Genomic DNA, 25,078 nt, shown 5'->3' on the forward strand with positions numbered 1-25,078 from the left:
ACTCCTAGGTCAAGGGGAGCGCGCGATGCGTTACTTCGAGGACTTCCGGCCCGGCGACGTCCACGAGCTGGGCGCCGTCACCGTCACGGCGGAGGAGGTGCTGGAGTTCGGCAGGCGCTTCGATCCGCAGCCCTTCCACACGGATCCCGAGCTCGCGAAGCGTTCGCAGTTCGGCGGTCTGATCGCGAGCGGCTTCCACACGCAGTCGATGTTCATGCGGCGGTACGTGGACGGCCTGCTCGCCTACAGCGCCTGTATGGGCTCGCCCGGCATCGACGAGGTCCGCTACCTGCGGCCCGTCCGCCCGGGCGACGTCCTCACCGCGCGCGTCGAGATCCTCGGCGCCACCCCGTCGCCGTTCAACCCCGCCACCGGCACCGTCAAACCGCGGTGCACCCTGGTGGCCGCCGACGGGACGGCCGTGTTCAGCATGATCCTGCACAGCATCTTCCGCCGGCGCCCCGCCGACTCCGAGGCCGACCATCTGTCGTCGATGCCCGCGGCCGAGGACCCCGTCGCCTGCGCGCGACCGGCCGAGAGCTGTGTCCCGGTCATGAGCGCCTGACGAACCGCCGCTCGCCGGTGCGTGTCCGACGAACCCGTCCTTCGTCGGCGCGTGCCCGGCGGACCGTCCTTCGTCATGCCCTGAGCACGGCCGTCCGTGCTTCTTCCCATCCTGTTCACCAGTGAAGGGGGACCTCCAGTGGAGGCCGTATCCCGCACCGCCCAGTGGACCGCCGCCGCGCGCGCCCTGGAGACCGAGCGCGAGGACCGGCTGTTCGCCGATCCCTACGCGCGCACCGTCGCCGACCGGATCGGCTTCGAACTGCTCGAGCGCTACGACGGGGGCGGCATCGTGCCGTTCCTCGCCATCCGCACCACCTACCTCGACCGGGCCGTCGTCAAGGCGGTGGAGGAACGCGGCATCCGCCAGGTCGTCTTCCTCGCCGCCGGCATGGACACCCGCTTCTTCCGGCTGCCCTGGCCGGACGGCGTCACCGTCTACGAGCTCGACCGCCCCGCGCTCCTCGCCGCCAAGGCCGAGATGCTGGCGGACGAGCCACGGCCCGCCGGCCGCACCCGCGTCACCGTCCCGGTCGACCTCACCCAGGACTGGACCGGCCCCCTGAAGGAGGCGGGCTGGAAGAGCGAGGAGCCCGTCCTGTGGGTGGTCGAGGGCCTGCTGTTCTTCCTCCCCGAGCAGGCCGTCCGCACCCTCATCTCGACGCTCTCCGCGCACGCCGCGCCCGGCTCGGTGCTGCTCGGCGACGTCATCTCCAGGGCCGCCCTGGTCAACCCGCTGGCCCGCACCTTCCTCCAGGCCCTGAAGGACGACGGCAACCCGTGGCTCTTCGGCACCGAGGAGCCCGAGGCGCTGCTCGACGACTGCGGCTGGGCCGTACGGGAGGTCAGGCAGCCCGGTGAGGAGGGCGCCGACTTCGACCGCTGGCCCTACCAGGTCGCGCCGCGCGCCCTTCCGGGCGTGCCGAGGTCGTTCCTCTTCACCTGCGACCTGCCCGGTACGACCGGCTCCGGCCTGCCCACCCACAGCGAGGAGAAGCCGGCATGAGCGCCCACGACTTCCACCAGCGGGTCATCACCGACGCCGGTGCGGCCGTCCGCGGTCTGACCGTCGCCCTCGGCGAGCGCCTCGGCCTGTACAAGGCGCTGGCCGAGCAGGGTCCCCTCACGGCCGCGCGGCTGGCGGAGACGACCGGCACGAACGAGCGGTACGTCGAGGAGTGGCTGCACGCCCAGCTCTCCGCCGGGTACGTGGAGCGGCACCCCAGCTCCCTCACGTACACGCTCCCCGCCGACCACGTCGAGGTCCTCGCCGACCCGAAGGCCGTCACGTACGCCGCCGGGTTCTTCACCGCCCTCAAGGCGCTGTACGCGACCGAGGACCTGCTCGTCGAGGCGTACCGCACCGGTGACGGCGTCGGCTGGGCCGAGCACGACGCGGCCCTCGACACCGGCATGGGCTCCTTCTTCCAGCCCACGTACGAGCACAAGCTCGTCCCGGACTGGCTGCCCGCGCTGCACGAGGTCACCGACAAGCTCGGCGCCGGCGGCACCGTCGCCGACGTCGGCTGCGGGGTCGGCCACACCACCCTGCTCATCGCCAAGGCGTTCCCGCAGGCCACCGTCCACGGCTTCGACTACTCCGAAGAGGCCATCTCGATCGCCCGGGAGCTCGCGGAGGAGGCCGGTCTCTCCGACCGGGTCGTCTTCGAGGTCGCCTCGGCCGACGACTACCCGGGCTCCGGCTACGACCTGGTCTGCTTCTTCAACGCCCTGCACGACATGGGCGACCCGGTCGCCGCCGCCCAGCACGTCCACAAGTCCCTGGACACGGACGGCACCTGGATGCTCGTCGAGTCGAACGTCTCCCCGCAGGACATCGACACGCAGACCCCCGCCGCCCGCATGTTCATGGCCCTGTCGGCCGTGATGTGCCTGCCGGTCGCGGTCGCGCAGCGCGGGCCGCACGCCCTCGGCAACCACTCCGGCGAGAAGGCCTTCCGGGCCATCGCGGAGGAGGCCGGCTTCACCCGCTGGCGCCGCGCCACCGAGACCCCGGTCAACGCGGTCTACGAAGTCCGTCCCTGAAAGCCCCCGGGGCCCCGCACCCCGTGCACCTGAGGGCGAGTGAGCCGAAGGGGGCCGTCGGGGGAACGCGTCCGAGCGCGCGCAGTTCCCGAGGAACGAGGGAGCGAGCACGTACGGACGCGTGAGCCCGACTCAAGGCCGCCGGAGGCGAACCGAGCCCCGAAGAGAAGAGGAGCGAGAACATGGGCGTGTCCGCCCCCCTGCCCGTCACCGACCGGTTCATGGAGGTCCTGGAGCGGCTCAGCGAGCGCTCCGTGGAGGACTACTACAACCCGTACCAGACCTTCCAGTGGCCCGAGACGCTGGAGGAGAACCGTTTCTGGATGACGCCGGAGCTGCTCACCGTCTACGGCACCGAGCACTACGACACCCTCGGTGAGGAAACGCTTCAGCGGCTGTCGAAGTGGGAGTCCATCAACTTCTACAGCCTCAACGTGCACGGCATCCGCGAGCTCCTCATCGAGGTCGTCGGCCGGATCCACATGCCCGGCTTCGAGGTCCCCTCGGACTTCTTCCACCACTTCATCGGTGAGGAGAACGAACACATGTGGTTCTTCTCCGAGTTCTGCCGCCGCTACGGCCACAAGATCTACGGCTCCACCGCGATGCGCGCCGACGCGGCCTGGGAGCCCGAGGTCGAGAACTTCCTCGTCTTCACCCGCATCCTCTTCTTCGAGGAGCTCGTCGACCACTACAACTCCCGGATGGCGAAGGACGACTCCCTCTGCCACACCATCCGCGAGGTCAACCGCATCCACCACCAGGACGAGTCCCGCCACATCGCCTTCGGCCGCGAACTCGTCTCGCTCCTCTACAGCCGGATGTGCCAGTCGGTCGGTGCCGAGCGGGTCCGGGAGGTGGAGGCGTACCTCAAGCGGTACGTCGTCTACAGCACCAACTCCCTCTACAACCCGCACGTCTACCGCGACGCCGGCATCCCGGACCCGCTGGCCCTGCGCAACTCGCTGGTCGCCGACGCACGCCGCCGCCCGCACGAGCGCAAGGCCATCCGCAAGCCGCTCTCCTTCTTCCTGAAGACCGGGATCTTCTCCGACGACACCCTGCCCGTCGTCTGAGCGACGCCCTCACCCGAGAGGTGCACCGACCATGACCGTGACGACCCCCGAATCCGTCGGGGACACGAGGGGCCTGCCCTCGCTCGGCCCGGAGGGGACCCGCCTGCTGCGGCTCCTCGACGACACCTTCGAGGGGTGGGGAGTGACCGCGGGCGCCCGCCCGATGACCATGCCCCCGCTCCTCCCGGCCGCCGACCTGGCCAAGCTCGACTACTACGACAACTTCCCCCACCAGGCCGTCGTCGCCGCCCCGCTCGACCTGGAGCGCCGCGCGACCGCGCCCTTCTCCGCCGACACCGGCCGCTTCCCGAGCGACGCCCTCGAACCGGCCGCGCTCGGCCTGCCCTCGGCCTCCTGCTACGCCGTCTACCTCGACCACCAGGGCACCCGGGTCGCGGACGACACCCTCGTCACGATCTGCTCCTGGTGCTTCCGCAAGGAGACCCACTACGAGGGCATGCGGCGCCAACTCGGCTTCCGTATGCGGGAGATCGTGGCCATCGGCGCGCGCGAGCACGCCGAGAACCACCTCGCCGACTTCACCGGCAGGATCCAGTCCTTCGCCGCGGCGCTCGACCTGCCGCTGCGCAAGGAGGCCGCCTGCGACCCCTTCTTCGACAAGGGCAGCTCGAAGGCGGTCCTCCAGCGGCTGACCCCGGTGAAGTACGAGTTCCTGTACGAGGACCTGGCGATCGCCTCGGTCAACACGCACCGGAACTTCTTCGGCGACCGGTGCGGCATCACGCTGGAGTCGACCGGCGGACCGGCCTTCACCAGCTGCGTCGCCTTCGGCCTGGAGCGGTGGCTGTCCGCACTGACCCGGCGCCACGGCAGCTGGGAGGCCGCCACCGAGGCGGTGCTCGACGCGAACGCCCGCACGCGGGCCGGTGCGAGTGGCACGGCCGGGCCGGTGATCTGACGTGCCGGCCCGTCCCGCCGCCCCGCCGGCGGGCGGCCTGGGGTGGGCGAACCTCGGCATGGACATCGTGTCCGTCAACCGTGTCCGCAGGCTCCTCGCCCAGTACGGGGAGCAGTTCTTCGAGCGGATGCTCACCCCCGGCGAGCTCGCCGACTGCCGTACGTCCTCCGGGCTCGACCTCCTGAGCCTGTGCGGGCGGATCGCGGCCAAGGAAGCGGCCTTCAAGACCTTACGGGTCAGGGGCAGGTTCCTGCCCTGGCCGGACATCGTCGTGCGGCGCTCCGAGGGCGGCTGGCCGCTCGTGGAGCTGCACCGGTCGGCCGCCGAGATGGCGGCCGAGTCCGGGATCACCGAGATCACCGTGTCCATCAGCCACGACGTGGACTACGCGGTCGCGGTGGCCGCCCCGATCATCGCCCCCACCCCTTACGTATCCAGCAGCAGTAGCTAGCAGCAGCTAAAGGAGATCAACCATGGCCGACGGCCTGCAGACGGTGAAGAACTGGATCCTCGACCGTCACCCCGAGCGCGACGACATCGCCTCCGACCTCGACCTGATCGAGAACCGGCTCATCGACTCGCTGTCCTTCGTCGAGTTCGTCTTCCTCCTGGAGCAGGAGAGCGGCACCGCCATCCAGATGGAGACCCTTGAGGTCGAGACGATCCGCACGCTCGGCGCCATCGAGCAGCACTTCTTCAAGGCCCCGGTGGAGGTCCAGGCATGAGCCGCCGTCTCTTCACCTCGGAGTCCGTCACCGAGGGACACCCTGACAAGATCGCCGACCGGATCAGCGACACGATCCTCGACGCGCTGCTCGCCGAGGACCCGTCCTCGCGCGTCGCGGTCGAGACCCTGATCACCACGGGTCTCGTGCACATCGCCGGCGAGGTCACCACCACGGCGTACGCGCCGATAGCGAAGCTGGTGCGCGAGGCCGTCCTCGACATCGGCTACGACTCCTCCGCGAAGGGCTTCGACGGCGCCTCCTGCGGCGTGTCGGTGTCCATCGGCGCCCAGTCGCCGGACATCGCGCAGGGCGTCGACACGGCGTACGAGTCCCGGGTCGAGGGCGCGGGCGACGAGCTCGACGCGCAGGGCGCCGGCGACCAGGGCCTGATGTTCGGCTACGCCTGCGACGACACCGCCGAGCTGATGCCGCTGCCGATCGCGCTGGCCCACCGCCTGTCGCGGCGGCTGACCGAGGTCCGCAAGAACGGCACCGTGCCGTACCTGCGGCCCGACGGCAAGACGCAGGTGACCATCGAGTACGACGGGGACCGCCCGGTCCGCCTCGACACGGTGGTCGTCTCCTCGCAGCACGCCGCCGACATCTCCGTCGAGGGCCTGCTCACCCCGGACGTCCGCGAGTACGTCGTCGAGCACGTCCTCAAGGAGCTGGTCGAGGAGGGCGTCACCCTGGAGTCCGACGGCTACCGGCTCCTGGTCAACCCGACCGGGCGCTTCGAGGTCGGCGGCCCGATGGGCGACGCCGGACTCACCGGCCGCAAGATCATCATCGACACGTACGGCGGCATGGCCCGCCACGGCGGCGGCGCCTTCTCCGGCAAGGACCCGTCGAAGGTGGACCGCTCGGCGGCGTACGCGATGCGCTGGGTCGCGAAGAACGTCGTCGCGGCCGGGCTCGCCCGCCGCTGCGAGGTGCAGGTCGCGTACGCGATCGGCAAGGCCGAGCCCGTCGGCCTCTTCGTGGAGACCTTCGGCACCGGCACCCTGCCGGACGAGCGGATCCAGGAGGCCGTCGGCGAGGTCTTCGACCTGCGGCCGGCCGCGATCATCCGCGACCTGGACCTCAAGCGGCCGATCTACGCGCAGACGGCGGCCTACGGCCACTTCGGCCGCGAGCTCCCCGAGTTCACCTGGGAGCGCACGGACCGCGTGGAGGCCCTGAAGAAGGCAGCGCTCGCGCCGCAGGAGCGCGGCGGCGTCGAAAGGGAGAGCGCGCGCAGGTCGGGAGGAACGAGCGACCGAGCACGGTCGACCGTCGACGCCGGCGGGAGCGCTCCGGAGGCGCAAAAAGAGGGAGGGGAGTAGGCCATGCGTATCGCTGTCACGGGATCCATCGCGACCGACCATCTGATGACCTTCCCCGGCTGGTTCAGCGAGCAGCTCCTCGCCGACCGGCTCGACCGGGTCTCCCTGTCGTTCCTCGCCGACAACCTGGAGGTCAGGCGCGGCGGAGTGGCAGCGAACATCGCCTTCGGACTCGGTGTCCTCGGGCTGCGGCCCGCCCTCGTGGGCGCGGTCGGCTCCGACTTCGAGCCCTACCGGGTCTGGCTCAAGGACCACGGCGTGGACACCGACTCGGTGCGCGTCAGCGAGTCGCTCCACACCGCCCGCTTCGTCTGTACCACCGACCGGGCCCAGAACCAGATCGCCACCTTCTACGCGGGGGCGATGGCCGAGGCGCGCGAGATCGACCTGCGGGAGGTCGTCGCGCGCACCGGCCGGCTGGATCTGGTCCTGGTCTCCCCGGACGACCCGGGGGCGATGCTGCGGCACACCCGCACCTGCCGTCAGCTGAGGATGCCGTTCGCCGCCGATCCGTCGCAGCAGCTGGCGCGGCTCGACGGAGCGGAGGTGCGGGAGCTGGTGGAGGGGGCGCGGTTCCTCTTCACCAACGAGTACGAGACCGCGCTGCTCCTGGAGAAGTCCGGCTGGACCGAGGCCGAGGTGCTGGCCAGGGTCGGCAGCTGGGTCACCACCCACGGCGAGGCGGGTGTCCGCATCCGCGGCGAGGACCGCCCCACGCTCGCCGTCCCGGCGGTGGAGGTCGCCGGGGTCGTCGACCCGACCGGCGTCGGGGACGCCTTCCGGGCCGGGTTCCTCGCGGGGACGCTCTGGGGCGTGCCCGAGCGGTGCGCGGCGCAGCTGGGCTGCGCGGTCGCGGCGACCGTCCTCGACTACGTGGGGACGCAGGAGTACCGGCTGCACCGGGACTCCCTTCTCGACCGGATCAGGACGACGTACGGGGTCGGCTGCACGGCCGCCCTGGTCACGCATCTGGGGGGACTGTCATGAGGGGACTGTCATGAGGGGGCCGGCATGAGCGCCGCACGGCGGTCGCTGCGGGAGGAGTTCGCCACCCGGGTCGTGGTGGCCGACGGGGCGATGGGCACGATGCTCCAGGCCGCCGACCCGACGATGGACGACTTCCGGAACCTGGAGGGCTGCAACGAGATCCTCAACCTCACGCGCCCCGACATCGTCGCCTCCGTCCACGACGCCTACTTCGCGGTCGGCGTGGACTGCGTCGAGACCAACACCTTCGGCGCGAACCTGGCCGCGCTCGCCGAGTACGGCATCGAGGACCAGGTGTACGAGCTGTCGGAGGCCGGCGCCCGGATCGCCCGCACCTCCGCCGACGCGCACACGGCCGCCGACGGCCGCCCCCGCTGGGTCCTCGGCTCCATGGGCCCCGGCACGAAGCTGCCGACCCTCGGCCACATCACGTACGAGCCGCTGCGCGAGGCCTTCCGGCAGAACGCGGAGGGCCTGATCCGGGGCGGCGCGGACGCCCTCCTCATCGAGACCTCGCAGGACCTGCTCCAGACGAAGGCGGCCGTCATCGGCGCCCGCCGGGCCCTGGACTGGGTCGGGGTGGACCTGCCGGTGATCGTGCAGGTCACGGTGGAGACGACGGGCACGATGCTGCTCGGCTCCGAGATCGGCGCGGCGCTCACCGCGCTCGAACCGCTCGGCATCGACATGATCGGCCTCAACTGCGCCACGGGCCCCGCCGAGATGGCCGAGCACCTGCGGCACCTGTCACGCCACGCCCGCATCCCGATCTCCGTCATGCCCAACGCGGGCCTTCCGGTCCTGACCTCCGACGGCGCCCACTACCCGCTGTCCCCGGCCGAACTGGCCGACGCCCAGGAGAGGTTCGTGCGGGAGTACGGGCCGGCGCTGGTCGGTGGCTGCTGCGGGACGACCCCGGAGCACCTGCGGGAGATCGTCGAGCGGGTGCGGGGCGCGGCCGTGCTCGACCGGCGCCCCACCCCGGAGCCGGGCGCCTCCTCCCTCTACAGCCACGTGCCGTTCCGGCAGGACACCGCGTACCTGGCGATCGGCGAGCGGACCAACGCCAACGGGTCGAAGAAGTTCCGCGAGGCCATGCTCGACGGCCGCTGGGACGACTGCGTCGAGATGGCCCGCGACCAGATCCGCGAGGGCGCGCACCTGCTCGACCTGTGCGTGGACTACGTGGGCCGCGACGGTACGGCGGACATGGCGGAGCTGGCAGGCCGCTTCGCGACCGCCTCCACCCTGCCGATCGTCCTCGACTCCACCGAGATCGCGGTGCTGCGCGCCGGTCTGGAGAAGCTCGGCGGCCGGGCCGTCGTCAACTCCGTCAACTACGAGGACGGTGACGGCCCCGAGTCGCGGTTCGCGCAGGTCACGGGGCTCGCGAAGGAGCACGGCGCGGCGCTGATGGCGCTGACCATCGACGAGGAGGGCCAGGCCCGGAGCGTCGGGCACAAGGTGGCGATCGCCGAGCGGCTCATCGGGGACCTCACCGGGAACTGGGGGATCAGGGAGTCGGACATCCTGATCGACACCCTCACCTTCACCATCTGCACGGGGCAGGAGGAGTCCCGCAAGGACGGCGTCCACACGATCGAGGCGATCCGCGAGCTGAAGCGGCGCCACCCCGACGTGCAGACCACGCTCGGCCTCTCCAACATCTCCTTCGGCCTCAACCCGGCCGCGCGGATCGTGCTCAACTCGGTCTTCCTCGACGAGTGTGTGAAGGCCGGCCTGGACTCCGCGATCGTGCACGCCTCGAAGATCCTGCCGATCGCCCGCCTGGAACCGGAGCAGGTCCAGGTCGCGCTCGACCTGATCCACGACCGCCGCGAGGAGGGGTACGACCCGCTCCAGCGCTTCCTGGAGATGTTCGAGGGCGCCACGGCGAAGTCCCTCAAGGCGGGCAAGGCGGAGGAGCTCCTCGCGCTGCCGCTGGACGAGCGGCTCAAGCGCCGGATCGTGGACGGCGAGAAGAACGGCCTGGAGGCGGACCTGGACGAGGCCCTGGCCTCCCGGCCCGCCCTGGAGATCGTCAACGACGTCCTCCTCGACGGCATGAAGACCGTGGGCGAGCTGTTCGGCTCCGGGCAGATGCAGCTGCCGTTCGTGCTCCAGTCCGCCGAGGTCATGAAGACGGCCGTGGCGCACCTGGAACCGCACATGGAGAAGACGGACGCCGACGGCAAGGGGACGATCGTCCTCGCCACCGTCCGCGGCGACGTCCACGACATCGGCAAGAACCTCGTCGACATCATCCTGTCCAACAACGGCTACAACGTCGTCAACATCGGCATCAAGCAGCCCGTCTCCGCGATCCTGGAGGCCGCCGAGGAGCACCGCGCCGACGTCATCGGCATGTCCGGTCTCCTGGTGAAGTCCACCGTGATCATGAAGGAGAACCTCCAGGAGCTGAACGGCCGCGGCCTCGCCGCCCGCTTCCCCGTGATCCTCGGCGGCGCCGCCCTGACCAGGGCCTACGTCGAACAGGACCTCCACGAGCTGTACGAGGGCGAGGTCCGGTACGCCCGGGACGCCTTCGAGGGCCTGCGCCTCATGGACGCGCTCATGGGCGTCAAGCGGGGCGTCCCCGGAGCCGTACTGCCGCCGCTGAAGCCGCGGCGCGTACCCAAGCGCGAGACCCCGGTCGTCCTGGGGGTGCGGGAGCCCGAGCCGGCCGGCCGCTCCGACGTCGCCGCCGACAACCCCGTACCCGAGCCCCCCTTCCTCGGGACCCGCGTCGTCCAGGGCATCCCGCTCGCCGAGTACGCCCCCTGGCTCGACGAGACCGCCCTCTTCAAGGGGCAGTGGGGCCTCAAGGACTCCGAGACCGTCGAGACGGACGGCAGGCCGCGGCTGCGGGCGCTGCTCGACCGCGTCGAGCGCGAGGGCCTCGTCGAAGCGGCCGTCGTCTACGGCTGGTTCCCCTGTGTGTCCAAGGGCGACGACCTGATCGTCCTGGACGAGGACGGAGGCGAGCGGACCCGCTTCTCCTTCCCCCGCCAGCAGCGGGGCCGCCGCCTCTGCCTGGCCGACTTCCACCGCTCCGAGGACTCCGGGGAGATCGACACGGTCGCCCTCCAGGTGGTCACCGTCGGCTCCCGGATCGGCGAGGAGACGGCGAGGCTCTTCGCCGCCGACGCCTACCGCGACTACCTCGAACTCCACGGCCTCTCCGTCCAGTTGGCGGAGGCCCTCGCCGAGTACTGGCACGCCGGGGTGCGCGCCGAGTGGGGCATCGCCGGGTCCTCGGAGCCGGCCGGCATCGAGGGGATGCTGCGCACCGAGTACCGGGGCTGCCGGTACTCGCTGGGCTACCCCGCCTGCCCGGACCTGGAGGACCGGGCGAAGATCGCCGAGCTGCTCCGCCCGGAGCGGATCGGGGTCGAGCTGTCGGAGGAGTACCAGCTGCACCCCGAGCAGTCGACGGACGCGATCGTCGTCCACCACCCGGAGGCGAGCTACTTCAACGCGGGAGGGCGACGCCTGTGAATCCGACGCCTGTGAACCCCACGTACTCGTTCGAGTTCTTCCCGCCCAAGACGGACCGGGGCGAGCGGACCCTCTGGGACGCGATCCGGCGCGTGGAGGCACTGTCCCCGGACTTCGTCTCCGTGACGTACGGCGCGGGCGGCTCGTCCCGCGACCGGACCATCGACGTCACGAAGCGGATCGTCACCGGGACGACGCTGCGGCCGGTGGCCCATCTGACGGCCGTCGGGCACTCGGTCGCCGAGCTGCGGGCCATCATCGGCGCCTACGCGGACGCCGGGGTCAGGGACGTGCTCGTGCTGCGCGGCGACCCGCCGGGCGATCCGCGCGGCCCCTGGACCCCGCACCCGCAGGGGTTCACGTACGCGCACGAACTCGTCGAACTCGTGCGCTCGCTGGGCGACTTCAGGATCGGGGTCGCGGCCTTCCCGGAGGGCCATCCGAGGTCCGCGAGCCCTTCCGCCGATCTCGCGCACTTCGTCGCCAAGTGCCGGGCGGGCGCCGACTACGCCATCACGCAGATGTTCTTCGACCCCGAGGACTATCTGCGGCTGCGGGACCGGGTCGCCGCCGCCGGCTGCGACACCCCGATCATCCCGGAGATCATGCCCGCCACCGACGTACGCCAGATCCGGCGCTTCGCCGAGCTGAGCGACGCCGCCTTCCCGGAGGACCTGGCGCACCGCCTGGAGGCGGCGAAGGACGACCCGGCCGCCGCGTACCGCATCGGCGTCGAGCACGCGACCGGGATGGGCCTGCGGCTGCTCGACGAGGGCGCGCCGGGGCTGCACTACATCACGCTCAACAAGTCGACGGCGGCCCTCGAAATCCACCGAACCATCCTCAGCGCAAGGAGCGTTGTCCATGTCTGACTTCACCGATTTCAAGGTCGCGGACCTCTCCCTGGCCGAGTTCGGCCGCAAGGAGATCACCCTGGCCGAGCACGAGATGCCCGGCCTGATGTCGATCCGCAGGGAGTACGCGGCGACCCAGCCGCTGGCGGGGGCGCGGATCACCGGTTCGCTGCACATGACGGTGCAGACGGCCGTCCTCATCGAGACGCTGGTGGCGCTCGGTGCGCAGGTGCGCTGGGTGTCCTGCAACATCTACTCGACGCAGGACCACGCGGCCGCCGCGATCGCCGCCGCCGGGATCCCGGTCTTCGCCTGGAAGGGCGAGACGCTCGAGGAGTACTGGTGGTGCACCGAGCAGGCGCTGACCTGGCCCGGCGCGGACGGCCCGGCCGCGTCCGACGGTCGGTCCTCGTGCCTCGGCCCGAACATGATCCTGGACGACGGCGGTGACGCCACGCTCCTCGTCCACAAGGGTGTGGAGTACCAGAAGGCCGGTGAGGTCCCGGACCCGGCGACGGCGGAGAACGACGAGCACCGGGTGATCCTGGAGCTGCTGCGGAGCACCACCCTGGACTGGGGCACGATCGCCGCCGGGATCAAGGGGGTGACGGAGGAGACCACGACGGGTGTCCACCGCCTCTACGAGATGCACCGCGAGGGAGCGCTGCTCTTCCCGGCGATCAACGTGAACGACGCCGTGACGAAGTCGAAGTTCGACAACAAGTACGGCTGCCGCCACTCCCTGATCGACGGCATCAACCGCGCCACCGACGTCCTGATCGGCGGCAAGACGGCCGTGGTCTTCGGCTACGGCGACGTCGGCAAGGGCTCGGCGGAGTCGCTGCGCGGCCAGGGCGCCCGCGTGATCGTCACGGAGATCGACCCGATCTGCGCGCTGCAGGCGGCGATGGACGGCTACCAGGTCGCCACCCTGGAAGACGTGGTGGAGACCGCCGACATCTTCATCACGACGACGGGCAACAAGGACATCATCATGGCGTCCGACATCGCCCGCATGAAGCACCAGGCGATCGTCGGGAACATCGGTCACTTCGACAACGAGATCGACATGGCCGGCCTGGCGCGGATCCCGGGGATCGTGAAGGACGAGGTCAAGCCGCAGGTCCACACGTGGACCTTCGAGGACGGCAAGGTCGTCATCGTCCTCTCGGAGGGCCGCCTGCTGAACCTCGGCAACGCGACCGGCCACCCGTCCTTCGTGATGTCGAACTCCTTCGCCGACCAGACCCTCGCGCAGATCGAGCTGTTCACGAAGCCGGAGGAGTACCCGGTGGATGTCTACACGCTGCCGAAGCACCTGGACGAGAAGGTCGCCCGTCTCCACCTCGACGCCCTCGGCGTCAGGCTGACGACGCTCCGCCCCGAGCAGGCGTCGTACATCGGGGTCCCGGTGGAGGGCCCGTACAAGCCGGACCACTACCGCTACTGAGGACGCATGTGTACCGACGACCCTGGTCACGTGCGTGACCCCTGGCTCCCGGACAGGCTCCTGACCACGGAGCGGGACCTGCTGATGCCGCTGCTGCGCCGCACGCCCGAGGAGGCGTACGAGCTCCGCACCGCCTGCCCGGGCTGGACGGCCCGGCAGGTCATCGCCCACTGCGGGGCGGCCCTCGTGAGGATCGTCGAGGGCCGCCTGGAGGAGGGCGTCTTCCTGCCGGAGGCCAACGCCTGCGACGTGGCCGAACGGGCGGAGTGGCCGCTCGGCCGGATCCTCGACGAGCTGGAACGCGGCCTCACCGAGGCCGGGCCGGTCATCGCCGAGCGGGAGGACGGCAGGCTCGACGCCGTCGCGCTCGGCGAATGGGTCCACGCCGGGGACGTCCGGGAGGCCTTCGGCGAACCGGGCGCGTACTGCGGCGAGAGCCTGGACCTGGCCCTCCCGCTCCTCTCGGTGACGAGCCGCAAACGCGAGACCCCGCGCCTGGTGGGCGTCCTGGAGGGCCGGGAGGACACCCCGGTCGCCCTCGGCAACGAGATAGCGGGCCGCCCGGAGGCCCGCTTCCACGGGGACGCGGCGACCCTGATCCGCATCTACTCGGGCCGCCCCCTGGTCCGAACCCGCTACGAACTGACGGGCGCGACGGAACACGAACTACTCATCTACCGCTGACCCGGCTCGGTCTCGGGGGGCGCGTGTGGGGCCCGGGACCCGACGGTCCCGGGCCCCACACCGGTATCGCTCCTGCCGGTGACCGGCCGGTCGTCACGCTTCCTTGAGCCTGGTCACGATCCACTCGCCGAGTTCGCGGGTCATGGTGGTGTGGCCTTCGTTGCTGGTGGCACAGAGGAAGTCGTGGAGGTCGCTGCGCTCGGGGTCGATCTTGGCGTAGAGGGCGCTCTGGTCATCGATGTCGGCCGACGCGACGGCGCTGATGGTGGGGACGAAGGTGGAGGCGTTGTAGGTCAGTTCCGCCTCGGTCCTGTTGACGCGGCCGGCGAGCACGGCGGCGATGCCGAAGCTGGCGGCGTCGTCGAGGGCGGGGGCCTCGGGGAAGAGGCCGCCGGGGGCACCGTCGAGTTCGGGGAAGCCGGTGGTGCGGATCTCCGTCGGTTCCTGGCCGGGCTTGTCCATCCGGGCGACGGTCTGCATGTTCCCGGCCTGGGTGTCGAGCCGGCTGATCAGCTCGGGCCCGAAGGAGGCCATCGCGGTGCCGGCGGCGGGGATGTCGTTCCCGACACCGGTGCCGGTGCCGTTGGCGACGCCGAGCAGGCGGGGAATCTGCGGCCAGCTGCCCATCCTCTCCAGTGCGTCGAGGAAGTCGATGCGGTCCTGGTGCCGGCCGTCGGCGACGTCGAGAGTGGTCCCGGCGGCCGTGTCGAGGTGCCAGCGCAGCATCTGGCGCGCGGCGGGGCTGTTGACCAGGTTGGAGAAGGAGTTGTAGAGCGGCGTGAGGGGGCCTCCCCAGTGCTCCTTCACGTAGTGGGCGAGAGCCTGGACTCCCAGGGGCAGCCACGCGCCGCGGTGCGGGGTGTCGTAGGAGAGGTAGGTGGCGGTCTCGTGCTGCTCCTTCTGCCGTTCCATCTTGGCCAGGGCGTAGCGGGTGACCAGTCCGCCCATGCTGAAGCCGCCCACCGCCAGCGGGGCGTCGCCCTCGCGCTCGGCGATCGTCCGCCTGATGCACTCGATCGCGACGTCGGCGTTGTCGAGGATGGACGCGGTGCGGTCGGCGAAGCCCAGCAGGACGACGTCGAAGCCGGCCTCGCGCAGGGTGGAGATGAACGGGTACTCCCCGTTCTCCAGGCCCTCGTACAGCGCGTTGCCGTCGCTCTTGCCCGGGGCGAAGCCGTCGGCGAGGATCACCGGCCGCTTGACGGCCGTCTGGCCGGACGCGCTGGAGAAGATCCAGGCGGTCCCGCCCCGGAGATCCCACTGCGTGTCCCAGGGGGCGGCTTGCGTGGCTGCGGGCGCAGCCCCTTCGGGGGTGCCCCAGATGTTGACGACAGGCTTGGACATGCTTCGACGTCTCCTTCGTGTCGCGGCGATCGTGCCGAACCGCCATCGTTACGGCGCGCGCGCCAACAACCCACATAAATCCGGAGAGATCACTCTTACGGCTACGAAACATCCTGTTCGCGCCCGCTCGTACGCGGGCGCACTCGCTGTGGAGCCGGAGAACCCGACAGGTCGTCCGGGTGCGGTAGCCGCAGGGCAGGCAGGCAGGCAGCGGCGGGGCCCGAGGGCCCCGGCCGCGTGCCCGCAGGGACGGTGTGTCAGACCATGGCGAGCCGGTCCACCAACAGCTCCACCCTCGGCTCGGCGTCCTCGGGCAGCAGGCGGCCCGCTCGGGTCAGGGTCGCCAGGCCGTGCAGACCCGCCCAGAACACCTCGGTGAACAGCCCCGGGTGGACGCCGTCGCCGGCGACCTCGGCGAGGCACTCGAGCAGGGCGGCGAAGGCGTCCTTCAGCGGCTCGGGGGTGTCCTCCTGCGCGTACGCCAGGCCGCCGTCGAGCTGGAACAAGGCGTCGTAGACCGCCGGGTTGTGCTCGGCGAAGTCGAGGTAGGCGCGGGCGAGGGCGGCGACCCGCTCGCGCGGGCCGTCCGCGGCGGAGGTCGCGGCCCGCAGCGCCGCGGCCATCTCGGTGGCGCCCTCCAGGGCGACGGCGCCGATGATCTCGCGCTTGCCGCGGAAGTGGCTGTAGAGGACGGGCTGGCTGTACTCGATGCGCTCGGCGAGCCGGCGGGTGGTGACTGCGTCCCAGCCCTGCTGCTCGGCGAGTTCGCGGGCTGTCGCCACGATGAGGCGCTCGCGCTCCGCCCGTTCGCGCTCCTTGCGTTCCTTTACCGACATGAGTCGATCCTAGCATCGCTAGACAAGCGAGCGTTAGTAGTACTAGCGTTGCCCCATCATCTAGCAACGCTAGTTCACGGAGGGATCGTCATGCTCGACGCACTCGAGGTCGTCACCACCGTCGTCGTCGGCCTGATGGTGGGGGTGGAGTTCTCCGTCGCCTTCATCATGAACCGGATCCTGGACGCGCTTCCCGAGGACAGCGGCCAGCTCGGCCACGCCCACGGCGGCCGGATGCTCGGCGCCCTGATGCCGTTCTGGTACATGGGCTCGCTCGTCCTCATCGCGATCTGGGCCGTCGCCGGATGGCAGCACCAAGGCGCCGGACTCGTCGTCACCGCCGCCGGACTGCTGATCCTCAGCGTGGTCATGTCGATCCTGCTGCTCGTCCCGATCAACAACCGGAACAAGGCCTGGACCCCGGAGAACCGGCCCGCCGACTGGAAGAAGCAGCTGAACCGCTGGCAGCGCTACCACTACATCCGCGTCGCCGTCATCGTCGCCGCGTTCACCCTGCTGGTCGCCGCCCTCGCCTGATGCCACCGCTGCCCCGACATGTCGGTTCACGGCGACCTTTCGATGCTCCACACTCCGGCCTGGGCCTTGGTGACGTTCGGGTCGGTGGAGGTGAAGGGAGTGTCGGAGGCGAAGACGTAGAAGTCGTGGAGCCGGCTGCTGCAGCAGTCGGTGCGGTTCCACAGCTTGACGGTGCTCACCTGCTGGGAGGAGCCGAGGTCGACCTGCCACCAGGGGTTGGTGTCGAGGGGGCTGTCGGAGGTGTGGGTGACCGAGCCGCCGGAGTAGGTGCCGTTGAGGTTGCCGTCGACGGCGAGGCCGGCGAAGGCGACGTTGTTGAGGGTGCTCGACTGGGTGGCGGGCTTGTTCAGCGCCAGGTTCGGGGCTTCGATGTCCGCGTGGAGGGCGAACGTGGAGATCGCCGGGGGGAGCGACCGGGAGCTGGTGATCCGGAGCCGGACCTTGCTGGTGGTGACCGTGTCCGCGAGCTTGAGCAGACGGCGGTGGCCGATCGTGGTGCCAGTGCCGGCCTGCTGCCAGGAGGTGCCGTTCCAGGCGTCCACGGCGAAGGCTGCCACGCGCTGTCCGACCTGGAGGCTCTCCTGCAGGTCCACGACGTTGAAGGTCTTGGGGGAACCGAGGTCGAGCACGAGGTTGCCGGTGGTGCCGGTGGGCTGCCAGGCGGTGGCGTCGTCGGTGTCCAGGACGTTGGCGGGGACGTTGCCGGCCGTGTTGGAGGTACCGGTGTCGTTGCTCGCGGTCGCTCCGGCCGCGGCGTTGACGGCGTTGACGGAGCGGATCCATTCCCCGAATTCATGCATGCGGGCCACCGCGTCCGCGGGCATGCGTCCGGTGGTGTCCGGGCCGACGTTCAGCAGGAGCTGGCAGTTCTTGCCCACCGAGCCGTAGTACATGTTCTTCAGGATCTCCATCTGGACCGGAGTGGAGCCCGGGTGCCAGAACCAGTTGGAGCCCTGCAGCCGGCCGTCGCACTCGACCGGCTGGTACCGCAGGACCTTCCAGCTGGTCTTGCCCTTGGTCTGTCGCGTCAGCTGCGCGTCGCTGCCCAGATCCGGGTGGGCGGCGCCGTCGGGCACCTGCAGGACCATGTCGGCGGCGGTCGCCGGATCGGCCGGGTTGCCGGCGTAGTCGGTGTTGTACGGGAGCGTGGCCCACTCGCTGGTGCGGGTGGTGGTCCCGCTCTCGTTGCCGACATAGCGGATGTCCGGGCCGCCCTCCTGGAAGGCGACCGCGTTCGGCTGGAGGGTCCGGATCATCTTGACCCAGTCGGCGTAGTTGTAGTTCTGGGTGACCTGGCCGCTCCACGGGTTGGCTCCGTCGAACCACACCTCGTCGAGCGTGCCGTACTTGGTGAGCACCTCGTACAGGGTGTTCATGTAGTAGCGGTTGTAGTCGTCGGCGGTGAAGTTGAAGATCGTGCCGTTTCCGTCGCCGACGCTGGGGATCCGGGTGGCCTGGGGGGTGCTGCCGTTGCCGTAGGTGCCGGTGGTCGCCCTGGTCTCGAACTCGTGGCCGTCGGCCGGCGACAGGTAGACGCCGACCTTGAGGCCGTACTTGCGGGCCGAGTCGGTGAGCGACTTGAGGACGTCGCCCTGACCGTTCTGCCAGGAGCTGGACGCCACCCCGTAGGTGGAGTAGGCCGATGGGAAGAGCAGCATGCCGTCGTGGTGCTTGGCGGTGAGGATGATCTTCTTGAAGCCGGCGTTCTTGAACATCGCGGCCCACTGGTCGGTGTCCAGGTTGGAGGGCTGGAAGACGTTCGGGTCCTCGGTACCGGAACCCCACTCCTTGCCGGTGAAGGTGTTCGGGCCGAAGTGCACGAACCCTGTCAGCTCCTCACGCTGCCACGCGAGCTGCCGGGGCGACGGCGTCACCGTCGCCGCCTTCTGGAGGATCTGCGCAGCGGTGTCAGTGCGGTTGATCGCGACGACGGGGTTCGGCGGTGGCAGCGTGGCGGCGGGCGTGGGCGGGGCCGCCACGACACTGCCGCCGAACGCCGCGAGTACACCGAGCAGGGCGACGGCGGACCGCCGCAAGGCACGGCGTGGTACGGGCCGGCCCAAGAGATATCTGGACATGCGTCATTGCTCCTCTGGGGAGTTGTGGAGCGCAGGTTGTCGGGTACGCGACAACCTAGAGCAGGTTTAGACATCCGATCAATACGTGGCTCCAAGCGAGTGTCTCGTGATCCTGGTTGCGTTAACTTCGAGTAGCCATTGAGGGTCTTCAACTGTTGGGGCCGGAGGGTGCGTGTGGTGAGAGTCGCGGACTAAGGGGCCCGTCACCCGGGCCCATGCCACCCCGGACCGCTCCGCGAGCCCCGTCGCCCGCTACGGCTTCCACGTCACGCCGCCGACCATGTGGAGCCATGTATTGATCGGATGTATTGATCTAGGAGGAGGGGCAGGTGGCGCACGCCGGGCACAGGGTCTGGCCCGCGACGGCCGGCCTGAACAGCATCGGCTGGGTGTGCAGGCCGCTCGCGCACTCCTGTGCCCCTTCGAGCCGAGGGGAGAGCCCCGCCCGGGGTGCCGGGGGTACGGCCCGGGGCGGTACGGCCCGGAGCAGGTACCTCACCAGCCCCCCGGGCCGGTGTACGGGCGTCCCGGCACCGGGCAGCCCGCGCAGGACGTGCTCGTGGACGTCGGCGGAGGTGTGCCCGGCGGCGAGCCAGCGGGCGACGAGCAGGGCGAGCTCGTCGCGCATGCCGGGGGGAATGTGCCGGAGGGCGGGGGAGAGGAGGGGCAGGGCACCGACGAGAGCGCGGGCTTCTTCGAGCCGCGGGTCGTCGGGTGCGGGTGCGGGTGGGGGTGGGAGCTCGGGAAGGGGCCCCGCGTCGGCTTCGGGCCCTGCGTCGACCCCGACTTCGGGCCCTGCGTCGACCCCGACTTCGGGCCCCGAGTCGACCCCGACCTCGGGCCCCGCTTCGACCTCGGCCTCCGCCTCGACCCCGGCCCCCACCTCCCCCTCCGGCTCCGCCCCCGCCTCGGCCCCGGGCGGAAGGTTGGAGGTGTCTTCTCCCGGATCTTTACCTGGATGACCGTCGGTCGACGGGCTCACCGGACAACCGGCGGCCGGAGTACCGGCGTCCCGCTTCCGGGGTTCCGGTGCCACCTGCGGAAACACCCGATCGGTGCCGACGGCGACAGGCATGCGGGCGAAGATCTTGGCGGCCTCTTCGGGGCGCAACGGGGAGCTGGAGACGAGCTGTTGGGTCGCCCAGAGCCCACCGGCCCCCTGGACCCGCCGTTCGTGCAGGTACCCCTCGGCCTTGAGCTGCCGCTTGGCGGCGTTGAAGGAACACGCCCCGATCCGGGCGCGCTTGGCGGTCTCGGAGAGCGTCTCGCGGGCGTGCGAGGGGAGGGAGAGCTGCCAGGTGAGGAGGCGCGCGGCATGGGAGTCGAGGCGCGGATGCCGGATGATCTCGTGGGAGAACTGGCTGAAGGCGCGAGAGGGCGCGATAAAGTTGCGGTAGATCACGGTGGACTCTGGACTTTCCACTAGTGGTTCAGGCCCTCGACGACGGTTGCACCCGTTGGCGAGGGCCGTTTTGTGCGAACGTACCGCACGGCATATGCCCGCAACGACACGCAGAGTGAAGACCCCTCTTACGAGTGACGTGCGGTTTCCGCGTTTCCTACTCGTTTGACACGCTGGCTGTATGTCCGAAGCGACGTACAACATCGGCGAAGGGCCGGCGACACGCGTCAGCCTTTCCTTGCCCGAGGGAACGGCCGAGGCGATCCGCGCCCGGGTCGGCAAGCGAGAGTTCTCCGCGTTCATCGCCGCAGCTGTCGAGCGAGAGCTGCGTGGCCAGGTCCTGGACGAATACCTGGCGGACTACGAGAGCCGCAAGGGGCCGGTCTCCGCGCAGGCCAAGCAGGAGGCGCGGCAGGTCTTCGACGAGGTGTTCGCGGAAGAAGGCCAGTGGCCCGCCGCAAGCTGAGTCACGAGGGGACGCTCGTCCTCGACAGCGAGGGACTCTCCAAGCTGCTGGGTGACGACGAGACCGTGGTGGCCCTGGTCATGGAGGCGCGGTCCCGGGGCATGGAGGTGGTGATCTCTGCGCTCACCATCATCGAGGCCGTCCACGCACGTACGAACAAGGCCCGGTTGAACGGGGTGCTGTCCGGTCTGCGTGTCGTCCCGGTGGGCGACGAAGAGGCGAAGGCGGCCTCGGCGCTGCTGACGGCGGTCGGCCTCCACGGTCACAAGTACGCCAGCGACGCGGTCGTGGCCGAGGCCGCCCTGCGGCAGCAGCGGCCGGTGGTCATGTTGACGTCCGACACCGACGACATGAGCAAGCTGTGCAGCGGCCGGGTCCGGCTCGTAGCCGTGTGAGACGCCCGGGGCGGGCCGGGCCGCGATCCACGGCTCCGCGTCAACGGCTGTACCGGCCCCAATGTCAGTGGGCGGTCCTATCGTTGACCGATGCGCGCACACGATATCGACCGCCCGGCAGACCTCGACGTGGTCCGTGAGTCCTATGACCGGGTGGCCGACAACTACGTCCACATGGTGGAGACGACGGGGATCGGCGACATCCGTACCGATCCCTGGCTCAAGGCGTCGATCGACGCCTTCGCCGACACCGTGAGTGACCTCGGGCCCGTCCTCGACGTCGGCTGCGGGCCCGGGACGGTGACCGCCTACCTCGCCGAACGCGGACTCGACGTGTCCGGGGTCGACCTCTCGCCCCGCATGATCGAGAACGCGCGCCGCCTGTATCCGCAGTGCCGCTTCAGCGTCTCCTCCGCCACCGAGCTCGACCTCGAAGAAGCGTCCCTCGGCGGCGTCCTGGGGTGGTGGTCACTGTTCAACCTTCCTCGCGAGGTCCTTCCCCAGGTCCTCGCCCTGTTCACGCGCGCCCTCAAGCCGGGTGGCCACTTCATCACCGCCACCCACGTCGGCGACGAGGACGCGCTGCGGACCGAGGCCTACGGGGGCGTACCCGTCCGCTGGACGACGCACAAATGGCGGCCGGAACAGCTCGTCGACCTGATCGAGCAGGCCGGACTGCGCCCGGTCGCCGAACTGCGGCTCCCTGCGACCGAGTACAGCGGGCCGGGTCTGGTCGTCATGGCCGAGCGCCCCGCCTGAGGACCGGGGATCAGTGGCGCACCGGGCCGTCAGCGATCGCGTTCCTCCCGCCCGCGCACCACCAGTTGAGCTGTCCGTCCGCCTCTCGCACCCCAAGACCGGAGCGGGAAGACAGCTGCTGCTGTCCGAATCGTTTCGAGTTGCCCGCGCACAGCACCGTCCTTACCCTGAAAGGGGGATCTGTGCATCATGGCGATTCAGCCGCAACGAAGACTCGATGTGCGCCTCGCGGTATATCCGTCATCGATCTCGCAGTCATTAGCGACAGTCAGGCGATTCAGGGTCAACGTTCCCAACGTGCGATCGCGGGAGTGCAGGAAGGCTGGCCAATCAACCACCTGGGAAGCGTATTGCCCGGATGAAGGCAACTGGGCCGTGGACGAGGCACGATGGGATTGGCCACGCATGATGCCTACCTGTCAGATCCGCCAGCTCGCCGGCCGGAGGCAAGCGTTATCACGACTCTGCGTCTGCCAAGTCGCGGACAGCGCAAATGAGCGACGCTGCAGAAAAAGAGGGAACCCGCATCGTCAGAGGTGACGATCATGCTAGAAGTTGAAATGGATATATTCTCCGGCACGCCGAACCCGAGTTGGGTCCTCACCAAGGAGGAAGAGAGCCAGGTACTGGAAATCATTGAGGCGGACCCCGACCAGATCTCACCAGTGAGCACCGAGAAAGAGAAGTTCGGGCTTGGATACCGAGGCTTCCTTGTTCGCACGGTCAAGGATGAAGTCGCGTGGCACCAACTGCAAAGTCGACTGGACCGGCGCCTGCCGGAAGAGTTCCGTGTAGGCAGCAGGCCGACTGAGAGCGACGCTTCCATCGCGCAGTACCTACTGGAGGGAGGACCGGCCCGGCGCAACGGGCTCGACGACGAGCTACGCGACGCCGCTTCACGCGGAGTGGCACTGGTGCAACCTCCTCCTCCTGAAGGTGGGTTCGAGTCGCAGCCGCAGCCGCCAACCGCGAAAGCCGAACCGGACACATCACCCGAGGCTGACGAAGAAGACTATCTGCGCGGCTACACCTGGCACCGCCCGTGCCCGTCTTCCTATTTCTACTCGAACGCAGATATCTTCAATCGTCCGGAATTCATCTACCGGACAAATTGCTACGCGTACGCCTGCAACTACCTCTACGGCGGCCGGTACGCCCACCCAGGAGCCCACGGCGGAAAGCCGGCTACGAGCATGACGGTCGACTCTATCCGAGGCGGGCTGTACGTCGATGGCTGGGCCGACAACTGCCAGCCAAAGTCGCTCACAATAGCCGCTGTCGTCTGGCCCAACTGGGATTTCCACTTCTACCGCTTGGCGACGGGTAGCCCCTACTGGGTGTGGGGGCACAAACTGGCCACCAATGCCGCAGTTCACTACGACAATTGTGGCTATGCAATACGTAGGACTCCGCACTACCTGGGAACCATCTGGCAACATCCAGCAAATTGTTGCAGGGGAGGGTATACCGACTGGGTCGGGTGGTTCTATCAGAACAACGACGAGGCTTACTGTAAGCAGCCCCCGTGGATACCGGGTCGATGATTCCCATTGATTCCTAATGTCGTCTGTCAAGCTGCGAGGGCGGTCGGCGGCGTGAGCTCGTAGCACCGCCCGTCGCGGAGGAGGCCCAGAGGACGTTGACCCGGCGGCGGGCGAGGCCGACTATTGCGAGAGAAGCAGTTGCCGGCACTCGGCGGGCCAGCACGCGACCTGACTCGCCCGGCCGCGTCTAGCCCGGCTCCACCGGGCGAAACACCGGGAACTGGCCCCCCGGGCCCACGGTCAGGCCGAAGCGGCCGAACCCGGGGCGTCCTTCGCCCACCCACCAGTCGTACGCGGCCTCCGTCTCGTCCCACAGGCGGCGGGGGCCCGACTGCACGACCTCGAACTCCCGGGCGCCGGGCTCGTGATCGACGGAAGCCCAGGACTCCCGGTCGGTGCCGTACGTCCACAGGGTGTACGACCCGTCGTCGTACCGCTCGACGGACCAGAACGCCCCGGGCACACGCAGCCCGATCACGAACTGTTCCAGCCAGCCGCCCACGGCGGTCGGCGAGAGCGCCGTCGTCCTCCTGACGCCGTCGGCCGGCCACGCCCGTCCCCCGAGGTACGCGTCGTGCGACGGCAGGTCGGGGCGCTGCTGCCGCAGCCGCATGAAGGCACTGGAACGGGTGAAGTGCCCACTGGCCGTGCGGTCCTGACTGACCGTCAGCCGGACGATGGCCTCCCCGCCGTACGGGGTCCCCCAGGGCGCGACGATCACCCCGCCGGCCACGGTCTGTTCGATCCAGGCGTGGGGGATCTCCCCGACGGAACAGGTGGCGATGACCCTGTCGTACGGGCCGCCGTCCTCATACCCCTTCCGGCCGTCCCCGACGACCAGTGTGGGGGCCGGTCGTCCCGCGCGACGCAGGTGTGCGGCCGCGCCCTCCGCCACCCCGGGGTCGTACTCGACCGAGACGACATGCTCCGCCCCGAGCCGGTGGGAGAGGAGCGCCGCGTTCCACCCGGTCCCGGTGCCGATCTCCAGCACACGATGCCCCTCCCCGACGTCGAGGTCGGCGAGCATCGTGAAGACCATGCCGGGCTGCGAGCTGGAGCTCGACGGGCGGGTGCCGACGGCATCCCCGACGTGGAGTCCGTCGTCCCACTGGGTGGTGAGGGGGATGTCGGAGTAGACCGCCGCGAGCCAGGCGTCCGGGTCCGTGGCCCGGTCCACCAGCGGCTTCTGCCGGGTCCCGTCGGGGATGCCGGGCCAGATGCGGTCGGGCACGAACAGGCCCCGAGGCACTGCCTCGAACGTCGGCAGCCAGTCGGGGCGCAGAGCGCCCGAGGCGGAGAGCGCGGAGGCGAGCCCGGCGGGGCCCGCCTCCTCCGTACGTGTGATCACCGGCCGCTACTTCTTCGCCGGGCCGGAGCCGTCGGACGAGTTCCCACCACTCGTCTCCGACCCGCCGCCACCGTGCCCGCGCCCGCTGCCGCTGTCGTCCTGCTGACTGCCGCCCTGGCCGCTGCCGGTACCGCCGTCGTGCTTACCCATGTTCGTTCGCTCCTCGTGTCGTTCTAGGCCCTGTCGTCGAAGTAGCGCCGTCTGCCCGGAGGGCAGGGGACGCCGCGTCCCAGGCGGG

General features: G+C 69.9%; 24 protein-coding genes. 18 read left to right on the forward strand and 6 right to left on the reverse strand.

Annotation, left to right across the window (positions count from 1 at the left end):
- The first annotated feature begins 25 nt into the window (after nt 1-25).
- The 13 genes from OG361_RS22510 to OG361_RS22570 all read left to right on the forward strand — a co-directional run bounded on the left by OG361_RS22510 (nt 26) and on the right by OG361_RS22570 (nt 14,131).
- The gene (locus OG361_RS22510; protein ID WP_405856166.1) at nt 26-565 is read left to right on the forward strand and encodes a MaoC family dehydratase; all 540 of its coding nucleotides are present in this window, start codon (nt 26-28) and stop codon (nt 563-565) included.
- 138 nt (nt 566-703) lie between these two features.
- Entirely contained in the window at nt 704-1,570 is an 867-nt protein-coding gene (locus tag OG361_RS22515; RefSeq protein ID WP_405856168.1) for a class I SAM-dependent methyltransferase, read from the forward strand.
- Nucleotides 1,567-2,610 (forward strand): class I SAM-dependent methyltransferase, encoded by a 1,044-nt coding sequence (locus tag OG361_RS22520; RefSeq protein WP_384572860.1) that lies wholly within the window; start codon nt 1,567-1,569, stop codon nt 2,608-2,610. The genes OG361_RS22515 and OG361_RS22520 overlap by 4 nt, the downstream gene beginning before the upstream one ends.
- Before the next feature lie 182 nt (nt 2,611-2,792).
- Nucleotides 2,793-3,686, forward strand: a complete 894-nt coding sequence (locus OG361_RS22525) for a diiron oxygenase (RefSeq protein ID WP_405856170.1) — start codon at nt 2,793-2,795, stop codon at nt 3,684-3,686.
- Between the two features lie 31 nt (nt 3,687-3,717).
- Nucleotides 3,718-4,605 (forward strand): hypothetical protein, encoded by an 888-nt coding sequence (locus tag OG361_RS22530; protein WP_405856172.1) that lies wholly within the window; start codon nt 3,718-3,720, stop codon nt 4,603-4,605.
- Nucleotide 4,606: 1 nt separating this feature from the next.
- Nucleotides 4,607-5,056, forward strand: a complete 450-nt coding sequence (acpS, locus tag OG361_RS22535; RefSeq protein WP_384572868.1) for a holo-ACP synthase — start codon at nt 4,607-4,609, stop codon at nt 5,054-5,056.
- Nucleotides 5,057-5,078: 22 nt separating this feature from the next.
- The gene (locus OG361_RS22540; RefSeq protein ID WP_405856175.1) at nt 5,079-5,330 is read left to right on the forward strand and encodes a phosphopantetheine-binding protein; all 252 of its coding nucleotides are present in this window, start codon (nt 5,079-5,081) and stop codon (nt 5,328-5,330) included.
- Complete coding sequence (gene metK / locus OG361_RS22545) at nt 5,327-6,658, forward strand: methionine adenosyltransferase (RefSeq protein WP_405856177.1); 1,332 nt, start codon at nt 5,327-5,329, stop codon at nt 6,656-6,658. The genes OG361_RS22540 and metK overlap by 4 nt, the downstream gene beginning before the upstream one ends.
- 3 nt (nt 6,659-6,661) lie before the next feature.
- Entirely contained in the window at nt 6,662-7,645 is a 984-nt protein-coding gene (locus OG361_RS22550; RefSeq protein ID WP_405856179.1) for a carbohydrate kinase family protein, read from the forward strand.
- A gap of 24 nt (nt 7,646-7,669) precedes the next feature.
- Entirely contained in the window at nt 7,670-11,143 is a 3,474-nt protein-coding gene (metH, locus tag OG361_RS22555; RefSeq protein ID WP_405856181.1) for a methionine synthase, read from the forward strand.
- Nucleotides 11,140-12,015, forward strand: a complete 876-nt coding sequence (gene metF, locus OG361_RS22560) for a methylenetetrahydrofolate reductase [NAD(P)H] (RefSeq protein ID WP_405856183.1) — start codon at nt 11,140-11,142, stop codon at nt 12,013-12,015. Before metH ends, metF begins: the two co-directional genes overlap by 4 nt.
- A complete protein-coding gene (ahcY, locus tag OG361_RS22565; RefSeq protein ID WP_405856185.1) occupies nt 12,008-13,447 on the forward strand; it encodes an adenosylhomocysteinase in 1,440 nt (479 codons plus the stop codon). Before metF ends, ahcY begins: the two co-directional genes overlap by 8 nt.
- Before the next feature lie 6 nt (nt 13,448-13,453).
- Nucleotides 13,454-14,131, forward strand: a complete 678-nt coding sequence (locus tag OG361_RS22570) for a maleylpyruvate isomerase family mycothiol-dependent enzyme (RefSeq protein WP_384572887.1) — start codon at nt 13,454-13,456, stop codon at nt 14,129-14,131.
- 93 nt (nt 14,132-14,224) lie between these two features.
- Here OG361_RS22570 and OG361_RS22575 read toward each other — a convergent pair whose 3' ends face one another.
- Nucleotides 14,225-15,475 carry an esterase/lipase family protein gene (locus OG361_RS22575; RefSeq protein ID WP_405856187.1) on the reverse strand — a complete coding sequence of 417 codons (1,251 nt, stop codon included), beginning with the start codon at nt 15,473-15,475 and terminating at the stop codon, nt 14,225-14,227.
- Nucleotides 15,476-15,732: 257 nt separating this feature from the next.
- Nucleotides 15,733-16,311, reverse strand: a complete 579-nt coding sequence (locus OG361_RS22580; protein WP_405856189.1) for a TetR/AcrR family transcriptional regulator — start codon at nt 16,309-16,311, stop codon at nt 15,733-15,735.
- Between the two features lie 90 nt (nt 16,312-16,401).
- On the opposite strand from OG361_RS22580, the gene OG361_RS22585 reads away from it, so the two are divergent.
- Nucleotides 16,402-16,848: an anthrone oxygenase family protein gene (locus OG361_RS22585; RefSeq protein ID WP_405856191.1), complete on the forward strand. Its 447-nt coding sequence runs from the start codon at nt 16,402-16,404 to the stop codon at nt 16,846-16,848.
- Nucleotides 16,849-16,874: 26 nt separating this feature from the next.
- Here OG361_RS22585 and OG361_RS22590 read toward each other — a convergent pair whose 3' ends face one another.
- A complete protein-coding gene (locus OG361_RS22590; protein ID WP_405856193.1) occupies nt 16,875-18,926 on the reverse strand; it encodes an alpha-L-fucosidase in 2,052 nt (683 codons plus the stop codon).
- Nucleotides 18,927-19,239: 313 nt separating this feature from the next.
- A complete protein-coding gene (locus OG361_RS22595; protein WP_405856195.1) occupies nt 19,240-20,328 on the reverse strand; it encodes a hypothetical protein in 1,089 nt (362 codons plus the stop codon).
- Between the two features lie 181 nt (nt 20,329-20,509).
- On the opposite strand from OG361_RS22595, the gene OG361_RS22600 reads away from it, so the two are divergent.
- The 4 genes from OG361_RS22600 (at nt 20,510) to OG361_RS22615 (ending at nt 23,492) form a co-directional block, all read left to right on the forward strand.
- Nucleotides 20,510-20,794: a hypothetical protein gene (locus OG361_RS22600; RefSeq protein WP_405856197.1), complete on the forward strand. Its 285-nt coding sequence runs from the start codon at nt 20,510-20,512 to the stop codon at nt 20,792-20,794.
- Nucleotides 20,776-21,189, forward strand: a complete 414-nt coding sequence (locus OG361_RS22605; protein WP_405856199.1) for a PIN domain-containing protein — start codon at nt 20,776-20,778, stop codon at nt 21,187-21,189. Before OG361_RS22600 ends, OG361_RS22605 begins: the two co-directional genes overlap by 19 nt.
- Nucleotides 21,190-21,279: 90 nt before the next feature.
- Nucleotides 21,280-21,948, forward strand: a complete 669-nt coding sequence (locus OG361_RS22610) for a class I SAM-dependent methyltransferase (RefSeq protein ID WP_405856201.1) — start codon at nt 21,280-21,282, stop codon at nt 21,946-21,948.
- 545 nt (nt 21,949-22,493) lie between these two features.
- Nucleotides 22,494-23,492 (forward strand): hypothetical protein, encoded by a 999-nt coding sequence (locus OG361_RS22615; RefSeq protein WP_405856203.1) that lies wholly within the window; start codon nt 22,494-22,496, stop codon nt 23,490-23,492.
- 187 nt (nt 23,493-23,679) lie between these two features.
- Here the strand turns inward: OG361_RS22615 and OG361_RS22620 are convergent, their stop codons facing one another.
- Nucleotides 23,680-24,840 carry a methyltransferase domain-containing protein gene (locus tag OG361_RS22620; protein WP_405856205.1) on the reverse strand — a complete coding sequence of 387 codons (1,161 nt, stop codon included), beginning with the start codon at nt 24,838-24,840 and terminating at the stop codon, nt 23,680-23,682.
- Nucleotides 24,841-24,846: 6 nt separating this feature from the next.
- Nucleotides 24,847-24,990: a hypothetical protein gene (locus tag OG361_RS22625; RefSeq protein WP_405856207.1), complete on the reverse strand. Its 144-nt coding sequence runs from the start codon at nt 24,988-24,990 to the stop codon at nt 24,847-24,849.
- Nucleotides 24,991-25,078 lie beyond the last annotated feature (88 nt).

It is taken from the genome of Streptomyces sp. NBC_00090, from assembly GCF_045160815.1.
Classification (GTDB): Bacteria; Actinomycetota; Actinomycetes; order Streptomycetales; family Streptomycetaceae; genus Streptomyces.

Bases quoted from the DNA above. Each gene is read 5' to 3' on its own strand.
- OG361_RS22575 (WP_405856187.1), bottom strand. From the start codon at position 15,475: ATGTCCAAGCCTGTCGTCAACATCTGGGGCACCCCCGAAGGGGCTGCG.
- OG361_RS22570 (WP_384572887.1), top strand. From the start codon at position 13,454: ATGTGTACCGACGACCCTGGTCACGTGCGTGACCCCTGGCTCCCGGAC.
- ahcY (WP_405856185.1), top strand. From the start codon at position 12,008: ATGTCTGACTTCACCGATTTCAAGGTCGCGGACCTCTCCCTGGCCGAG.
- OG361_RS22550 (WP_405856179.1), top strand. From the start codon at position 6,662: ATGCGTATCGCTGTCACGGGATCCATCGCGACCGACCATCTGATGACC.
- OG361_RS22580 (WP_405856189.1), bottom strand. From the start codon at position 16,311: ATGTCGGTAAAGGAACGCAAGGAGCGCGAACGGGCGGAGCGCGAGCGC.
- OG361_RS22590 (WP_405856193.1), bottom strand. From the start codon at position 18,926: ATGTCCAGATATCTCTTGGGCCGGCCCGTACCACGCCGTGCCTTGCGG.
- OG361_RS22610 (WP_405856201.1), top strand. From the start codon at position 21,280: ATGCGCGCACACGATATCGACCGCCCGGCAGACCTCGACGTGGTCCGT.
- OG361_RS22525 (WP_405856170.1), top strand. From the start codon at position 2,793: ATGGGCGTGTCCGCCCCCCTGCCCGTCACCGACCGGTTCATGGAGGTC.
- OG361_RS22540 (WP_405856175.1), top strand. From the start codon at position 5,079: ATGGCCGACGGCCTGCAGACGGTGAAGAACTGGATCCTCGACCGTCAC.
- OG361_RS22520 (WP_384572860.1), top strand. From the start codon at position 1,567: ATGAGCGCCCACGACTTCCACCAGCGGGTCATCACCGACGCCGGTGCG.
- metK (WP_405856177.1), top strand. From the start codon at position 5,327: ATGAGCCGCCGTCTCTTCACCTCGGAGTCCGTCACCGAGGGACACCCT.
- OG361_RS22530 (WP_405856172.1), top strand. From the start codon at position 3,718: ATGACCGTGACGACCCCCGAATCCGTCGGGGACACGAGGGGCCTGCCC.
- OG361_RS22585 (WP_405856191.1), top strand. From the start codon at position 16,402: ATGCTCGACGCACTCGAGGTCGTCACCACCGTCGTCGTCGGCCTGATG.
- metH (WP_405856181.1), top strand. From the start codon at position 7,670: ATGAGCGCCGCACGGCGGTCGCTGCGGGAGGAGTTCGCCACCCGGGTC.
- OG361_RS22615 (WP_405856203.1), top strand. From the start codon at position 22,494: ATGCTAGAAGTTGAAATGGATATATTCTCCGGCACGCCGAACCCGAGT.
- OG361_RS22625 (WP_405856207.1), bottom strand. From the start codon at position 24,990: ATGGGTAAGCACGACGGCGGTACCGGCAGCGGCCAGGGCGGCAGTCAG.
- OG361_RS22600 (WP_405856197.1), top strand. From the start codon at position 20,510: ATGTCCGAAGCGACGTACAACATCGGCGAAGGGCCGGCGACACGCGTC.
- OG361_RS22510 (WP_405856166.1), top strand. From the start codon at position 26: ATGCGTTACTTCGAGGACTTCCGGCCCGGCGACGTCCACGAGCTGGGC.